The 8,437-nt window shown below is 35.0% G+C and carries 4 protein-coding genes; all 4 read left to right on the top strand.

Features of this window, described 5'->3' with window-relative positions; translation table 11 throughout:
* Positions 1 to 100 precede the first annotated feature (100 nt).
* Positions 101 to 4,915 carry a hypothetical protein gene (locus tag RMR19_RS06560; RefSeq protein WP_310602700.1) on the top strand — a complete coding sequence of 1,605 codons (4,815 nt, stop codon included), beginning with the start codon at positions 101 to 103 and terminating at the stop codon, positions 4,913 to 4,915.
* A gap of 169 nt (positions 4,916 to 5,084) precedes the next feature.
* Complete coding sequence (locus tag RMR19_RS06555) at positions 5,085 to 5,753, top strand: response regulator transcription factor (RefSeq protein ID WP_310602699.1); 669 nt, start codon at positions 5,085 to 5,087, stop codon at positions 5,751 to 5,753.
* 13 nt (positions 5,754 to 5,766) lie between these two features.
* Complete coding sequence (locus RMR19_RS06550) at positions 5,767 to 7,107, top strand: sensor histidine kinase (protein WP_310602698.1); 1,341 nt, start codon at positions 5,767 to 5,769, stop codon at positions 7,105 to 7,107.
* Positions 7,108 to 7,281: 174 nt separating this feature from the next.
* On the top strand, positions 7,282 to 8,437 hold a 1,156-nt coding region (locus tag RMR19_RS06545), incomplete at its 3' end, for an ABC transporter permease (protein ID WP_310602697.1).

The raw sequence follows: 8,437 nt of genomic DNA, 5'->3' as shown, positions 1-8,437 counted from the left end.
AGGGTAGTCCTATAGCTGTACAACGAATTATGGCATAGGAAAAGAAACCTTAAATCACAATCAAAACACAAATATATTAATTAAGAAAGAAGGGATGATTATGAAGAAGCCTATGAAAAGAATTATTGTTGGGTTACTTGTATTAGCGATGACATTTGGTATGTTACCAATGAATACGTACAAGGTAAAAGCAGCCGCAACAACACAAGATGATGTAGAAGAAGAGTTCTTAGGTTCTACAGGTGCTGTGATCGCACAGTACACACAAGGAACACAGGCGACAGTATTCCTAGAAGCGACAGTTGCAGATACAACGACAACGAGCTGTGGAGTTGTAATTAATGGAACAAAATATGCGAAGACAGGAAACGTAATTAATGGCAGCTTTATTGTTCAATTGACTGCTCTTAAATCAGATACTACATATACTGCATATCCATATGCAGGTAATTTAGTTTCAGAGAATGGTATTACATTTACAACAGCAGCAACAACTACAACAAGTGGTAACTTGGCTAACTACTATAGTTTAGCAGCAGGTAAGATTTCTTATTGTATTAAGAATACGACTGGAACAGTAGATATTCAAGGCGCTAGCCAGACAAAAACAACATATAGTAATGCTGGATGGGGATTGGCAAATGGAAACACAAGTGTACAACTCTATGCAGTACCTACAATTGTAACAGGTGTTTCAGGTAATCAATATGTGCGATTAACTTATGTTGCACGTAATAACACTACATCAACGGTTAGTAGTTATAGATTTGGTATTAACTGTGATAGTATGATTGGTACGAACGATTCAGCACCAGTTTATACAACAACATACGGAATGCGAGTAGCAGCGTCAACAGCAGCAAATGCTTTAGCATTCGCAGTTATTACAAAGACAAGTAATGCGGCAGATGGTTTAGGACGTATGGTTGATAATGTAACAACACAATGGTATGGTAACTATAGTTCAAGAACTTCTAATCAGTATGTAGCAGGATCAACAACAACTTTAACGAATATAGATTCTGGTATGTCATTATCTTGGCAAAATATCACACTAGCACCAGGTGAAGTTAAAACATATTCTATTATCTTTGGTGTTGCAGATAGTGCAATATTAAGTAAGACATATGAGCAATTAACAATGCCTACACTTGTAGAAAAAACATACAATTCAATTACGATTGATACTGTAGAAGGACAAACATACTATATTGAAACTTCTGCAGGAACTCTTGCTACATATGAAGCAACAGAAACAGGTACTTATACATTTGAAGGGCTTAATGGTGGAACAAACTATAGTATCTACACAGATAAGACGGAACAATCTGATACAACTTACATAGCATCTAACAACTTAGTTGTAACAACATTGGCAACACCAGCATTGAAGTCTAAGATTGAGAATATCGCATCATTTAAGACGATTATTGGTAATGATACAGATTTAGTTTCTTTGTTAAGTCAGAAAGTTGAAGGACTTACAGGTACAGTTACCATTACAGCGGCAGAATTAGTAAATGAAGCAGATAGTCAATATGTAGAGTTAACTGATGGTGGAAGTCGTTTAACAGGTAAAGCATTAACACCAGATGGCTATAAGGTTGTTGTTAAAATTACTGCAATGCAAGTTGACTACAGTAATACATGGGGCAACGGAGTAGTAATGAATGATGTTATCCTACGTGTACGTGTAACGCAATCGGAAACACCATACTTAACGAAATATGGTAGCGTAGTTACATTCTATAGTACAGATTATCATGGACTTGCTAAAGTAATTTATTCTTACACTGGAGATTCTAAAGTTAATTATACTAGTTGGTACAATTATCATACATATGGTAAGTCTACAGATGAATTAAAAGCAGTAAATGGTGTCAATGGATATAAATCTAAGGTTGGAACTGCAACAAAGATAGGTGTTGATGAAGAAGGCGATGCACTTTATTCATCTACATTGCATCAGACTACAATGGAACTTCCTAAGATTGGATGTTATACATTCTTATTAACTGACCATGCTGGTAATGAGTATGTACAGTATGTCAACATTGATGCAGCAGATTTCGCAATTGGAAAACCTAGATTGTATCAAGATAATAACCTTGTAACATATGTTAACAATAATAGTGGTTTGTATAAAGTAAACTATATTTATACTGGTGATGCAGAATACAAATATACTACATGGAGTGCGTTTGTAGCAAAAGGTAAACTTGATACAAGCATGAACACTACAACAGGATACAAAGTTTTAAAAGGAACAACGACAGGAACAACAGCTTCTACAATTGATGGAAGTAATATTCGTATTACGGTAGCTGGCTGGTATACATTCCTAATGACATACAAGGATGCGAAAGAAATTGCATATACAGTATATATTTCACCTGAAGATGCAATGACGAATATTCCATATCTTGTACAAAGAGACGACGCAAGTGGTATTGTTGTATACAGTAATAATAGTTATTTGACAAAGGTAACTTATCAATATAGCGATCCAACAAATGCATATACTTATACTGCATGGGGACCATATGCTACAAATGGTAAGAGATTTACTGAAATAAATGGCTCAACTGGATACAAGTCAACACTTGGAACAGTAACAGATGGCGTATCTTCACTAGATGGAAAAGCATTTAACTTGGTAAAAGCTGGTTGGTACACATTCCTATTCTTCTATAATTTAGATGGAGCGGAAATGGTTAAAGCACAGCCAGTATATATCGCGAATGATTTTGATGATGTAACAGTATCCTCTAATAATTTCCAAATTCAATATCATGATTCTTTAGTAGCAGGTGGATTTAGTGAATATGCATATCAATACGTAGGAGCACAAGAGCCTACTATTAATACAGCAACATTCGCTCCAGATAAGACACAAAAAATTAATGTTACACGTACAGAAGATGGTGGAAACTTCGACTTTACAGTAAGCCAGGAAGGTTGGTACATTGTAAGAGTTAAGGACACTGCTTTAGGAACAAAATATTATAAAGTTCAAGTAACTGCACCAGAGGCATTAACAGATCCAACAACAGTAGCTAATTTCCCTTACTTATATGTAGATGGTGTTAATATCACTGCTTTAAGTGAAGCAACAGATATTCTATATATTCGTATTGGTAATACAGGTGAATTCACTAGAGGATCTATGGTTTCTGTAACTGATACTGGTCTTTATACAGTTCAAGTAATTGATAATGATGGTAAATTGTACGCATTGACTGCCAATGTATCGACAATAGCCAATAAAGTGTTTGTAGATACAGAAGCGTTAGCAACAGCAATTGCAGATGCTGAGAATTGGTATCAAAATAGTGGTTATGTTGTAGTTGATGATATCTATGCACAGACAGAACCAGGTACTTATATTTCTACTCAAGCACATACAGCTTTCAATGATGCAATAGCAGTAGCCAATGCAGCATTAACAGCAAAGACATCACAGACAACAGTTACGAATGCAACAAAAGCAGTTAAGACAGCATTAAGTACATATAAAGCGGCTATTAGAATTATATATCCACAACTTGTAACAGTAGATGGAAGTACAATTAAAGTAGCTCCGATTCAAGAAGGTGACAGCTTAGTTTCTGTTTACTATAACACACAGGATGGAGAAATTATGCCTGTATGTTTAAATACTTGGGCACAGATGATACTCTATGATAAGACGAAAGTTACGAAGTTTAATACGGATGGAGCACTTATAATTGAAAATGTTCCAGACGGAATCTACACATTCTTAGTAGCAGTGAATGAAAATGGAGTAAAAAGAGAATTGTTCCAGTATGCTGTAGTAAAAGCACAAAGTACAGGTGTAGAAGTTGCAAAAGCACAATTAAGTGATCCACTTTACGCACAGTTGACAGAGTGGATGAATACAGTTAAGAAGGAAGCAGACGCACAAGATGGAGAAACATATGTAAGTAGTGCAGTCTATACGAAGTTAGTGAATGCATATACAAAAGCAACAACTCTTTTGGCAAGTGAGACTTGTACAGAAGCAGATGTAACAGATGTGTTTATTCCATTTATGTGTGAAATGCTAGCTGTTAGCGGAAGTGTAAAGAATGGTAGAGCTGTTAAAGTGGTAACTCCAACAGAACCAGAAGATCCAGTAGAAATTATGCAAGCGGAACTAGAAGTAAGTTATACAGCTGATAACAGCAGTGCTAACTTGAAGTTTACAAGCCCTGATCTTTCTTCTGTACATGTGTCTTATGGATTATGTACAAACTGGAATAAGATGGTGGCTCTTGGATACAAGAAGTTGACACTCGCAAGTGGAGTAGCAAATCATAATGTATTATTGAATGGAACATATACAGCATTGCTTCAATACAAAGATGGTTCTGCTGAATATAGACCATTTACAGTAACTGATGTAGTATATCCATTTACAATTGTAGATGCAGACGGCAAGATTAATGTAGTATTTAACAGAGTAAGTGATATATCATATGTATCTTATGGTTTTGGAGATAACTTTAGTGCATACAACAGTGCTGGATTACTTTACTATGATGCAACTACATGGAATAGTATGAAGACAGATGAGCAGTTAAGTTTTACAGCAATGGGTAATGGAACGCATACGTTGTTTATTAAAGCAACGAATGGTACATTATATACGATAACTACAGAGATACAATCTTGTGTGAAACCTGCAGTTGTAAGATATGATGGCATGTTCTGTACTTTTGACAATGGATTCTCAATTAAATCGATTGCCTATGCACAAGGTTCTTATGACACTTGGGAAGCAATGTACAATGATGCGCGTTATATCTCAGCAAAATCTTGGATTGACGAATCAACATTGGAACCAGGTACTTATACAATCTGTTTCAGTGGATTTGACAATACACGTTACTTCGAAACAATTACAATTGAATAATTAAAATGGTTATAATAATCTTTTATAAAAACACGGGAATCACGATATTTGTGGTTCCCGTGTTTTTTTCAGCTATTTTAATTTTTTCTTAAAAACTAACCCAAAACTAATAAAATAATGCTACAATACAAAAGGGTGTGTTTCAAATGCATCCTTGGGAGGAAGTATGATGGCACAAAAAATTCTTATTATTGAAGATGAGTTAGAGATACAAAACATTTTATATGAATTATTAAATGATGCGGGATATGACGTTTACCATGCAGCAGATGGAATGGAAGGGGTGAATACCTTCTATAGTGAAAAACCAGATCTTGTACTTCTGGATATATTAATGCCGAAACTAGATGGATTTTCTGTATGCGAGATGATTCGAAAGCAATCGAATGTTCCCATTATTATATTGACTGCTTTAGACACAGAGGATAGTCAAATCAAAGGATTTGAATTGTTGGCAGATGATTATATTACAAAGCCATTTTCGTTAAAACTTGTATTGAAGCGAGTAGAAGCAATTCTTCGAAGGTCTATAGAAAGACAGGAAGCAGAGGTGTTAAAATATAGGGACATTATTATGAACACAGAAAGTAGACAAGTGTTTGTAGCTACGAAGGAAGTTATTCTTACCCATCTTGAATTTGATATTTTACAATTATTTTTGAAAAACAAAGGTAGGGTATTTACAAGAGATGATGTCATTAATTACGTTTGGGGATACGACTTTGTTGGTGATGAAAAGGGTGTGAACTTTCATATTATGAATATTCGACGCAAGTTAGTTGTTCCATGCATTGAGACTGTTAGAGGGGTGGGATATCGAGTTGATAAGGATCGTTAGAGAACGCTTAAGTATGAAAGTTTTTATATGTGTAGCAATGCTTATTAGTATATGTACCTTGTTTATCTATGGTATGGTTATGATGACAATACCTCAAAACTATAAGAAAACGGTTGATAATCGTTTTACAGAAAAAGCAAAGAATCTTTTTTCTGCTTTATCAGAGGTGACATATCAAGAAGGGAAAGAATTGCTAATTGATTTCTGCATTGAGAATAATACAAGTGCCGTGTTAATTGGTGGTAATGATACAGTGACATTTGGTAGTATCCCTTCAGGAGAGAATGGTGTAAAAGCATCAGAAACAATGTCAACAGATATGGTTTTTTCTGATTCAACAGAAGTCTATATGCTTACACTTGTATCAATTTCTTCTGCTGTAAAAGATGTAGCAACAATGTTTATTAGATTGATTCCAATTGTGATTTTATTTATAGTTATACTTTCTTTCTTGGGAGCATTTTGGTGTAGCCGGTTTCTTACTAAGCCAATTCGTAAAATCAGTGAGGTTTCTAAGAAAATGTCTGAATTAGATTTGACAGTTCGATGTAACGAGAAACGTATAGATGAAATAGGCGTACTTGCCTTGAGTTTAGATATAATGGCAAGTACATTAGATGATGCTATGAAACAATTAGAAGGGGCGAATCAGCAGCTTCAGGAGGATGTTGATGCTGTCAAGCAACTTGAAAAGCAGCGAAGAGATTTCTTTGCTGCAGTATCACATGAATTAAAAACGCCGATTACTGTAGTGAAGGGACAAATTGAAAGCATGATTATGGGGATTGGAGACTATAAAAATGTTGATAAGTATCTGCCACAAACGTTAAGAGCTGTTGAAAACATTGAGCATCTTGTGCAAGAAATCTTGATGATATCAAAGATAGAAACAATTGAATTGTCCGAAACCGTAGTTGAAATTCCGTTATCAGATATTATTAGTGAAGTACTATATGATATTAAGCCAATAGCGAAGGAAAAAGAGATTACGATTGAATATAATTCGGAATACGATATAAATGTATGTGTTAATATAACGTTGTTTCAAAAGGCATTATCCAATGTTATTGGCAATGCAGTACGGCATTCACAAAGTGGAACGAAAGTGTATATCGGTTTAGTCAAACAGAATGGAATAAGCGTATTAAAGATAGAAAATGAGGGAGTGATAAGTCATGATAATGATATCTCTCAACTGTTTACTCCATTCTATCGTGCTGATAAATCCAGAAGTAAAGTAACAGGAGGAAGTGGTCTTGGGCTTTACATTGTAAAAACCATTTTAGATTTACATGATATTCGTTATGATATGAGTAGTGATGAGGGACGAGTAATGTTTAGAGTATATCTATAGGAGAATAGAGTATGAAAAAGGCTGTTAGCAATGGACAGAAACCATTTGCTAGCAGTTTTTTTCATACTAAAAGTATATCAGAAACTAATCAAAATCAAATTTTAAATTGCTATTCTATATCCGAAAGGAGTTGATGGAGCTTTGGAGGTGCTAAAAAGAGCCCGTTTATATTTAATGCGTAAGAAAGGGAAAACGTTGGAAGTGTTTATATTGCTTACGGTTGTATCATCATTTGTATTGATCTGTTTTTACGTTTTAAGCATATCTAAGAATATTGCTACAGATATGAGAGAATCCGTTGGTGCAGCATTTTATCTTAGACCAACTCAGAATGCCGTATTTGATGAAGATGGGAATGTGACATATAGTGAGAAGGATACAAGTATTAATCAGAGGGTAATTGATGAGATATTAGAGAACGAAAACATACAGTATTGCAATGCGCAAAATATTGGCTATGTTAAAAGTGATGTTCTTTATTTTACCCCAGGTGCAGGATTTAATGAAGAAAGTTGCATGGGACAGATTACGTCATTGCATTATAGTGTTTTGAATTCTAAGTTTGTCGATGGTGATATTATGCTTGAATCGGGAAGGCATATAACGCCAGAAGATAGTGCAACTATTATGATAAGTAATGTACTTGCTTCGCAAAGTGGTTTATCAGTAGGTGATAAAATAAAACTAACACATGCACAGCTTGAAGAAAACAATGGCATATTCTATGATGGAATATCAGAAAAAACAGAGTTTGTTGATGTTCAGATTATAGGTATCTTTGATGCAACGCAAGCGATTGATGGAGCAGACATACCGACAGCAGGAAAGATGGTAAATCATATCTATTGTAGTCATGATGTTTTGTGTAGGCTGCAGGAGGCTGAAACGGGTGTTTACTGTGATGAAATTGCATTTTACATTCAAGACCCGAAACGTATGAATGAAACAATTGCAGAAATCAAAACAATAGATGAGATTGATTGGGGAAACTATTTTGTTAACACGAATGATTTTCAGTATCAAAAGATTGCTGATGGGCTTGATTCGATAGAGAATATCGTCTACATATTGCTTGTTTGCATTTCAATCGTAAGTACAACGGTTCTGGTTCTGATTTTGACATTGCGTATCCGTAATAGAATGCAAGAAGCAGGTGTGTTGGTGTCAATTGGTATATCAAAAAGGGAGATCCTTGTACAGTTTTCTATAGAGGTTTTGGTAATTGCAATACTAGCATTCGGTGTCTCAATTATGGTCACCAATATATTGTCGTGGAAGATTGGTTCGTTAGTTTTTGGAGAACTTAATCCTCTTATACTTGTAGAACAAG

The sequence above is a fragment of the Anaerosporobacter sp. genome, assembly GCF_031551385.1.
Classification (GTDB): Bacteria; Bacillota; Clostridia; order Lachnospirales; family Lachnospiraceae; genus Anaerosporobacter.
This window is presented reverse-complemented; position numbering and strand designations above follow the sequence as displayed.

Coding starts and splice junctions, on each gene's coding strand:
- RMR19_RS06560 (WP_310602700.1), top strand. CDS start 101: ATGAAGAAGCCTATGAAAAGAATTATTGTTGGGTTACTTGTATTAGCG.
- RMR19_RS06550 (WP_310602698.1), top strand. CDS start 5,767: ATGAAAGTTTTTATATGTGTAGCAATGCTTATTAGTATATGTACCTTG.
- RMR19_RS06555 (WP_310602699.1), top strand. CDS start 5,085: ATGGCACAAAAAATTCTTATTATTGAAGATGAGTTAGAGATACAAAAC.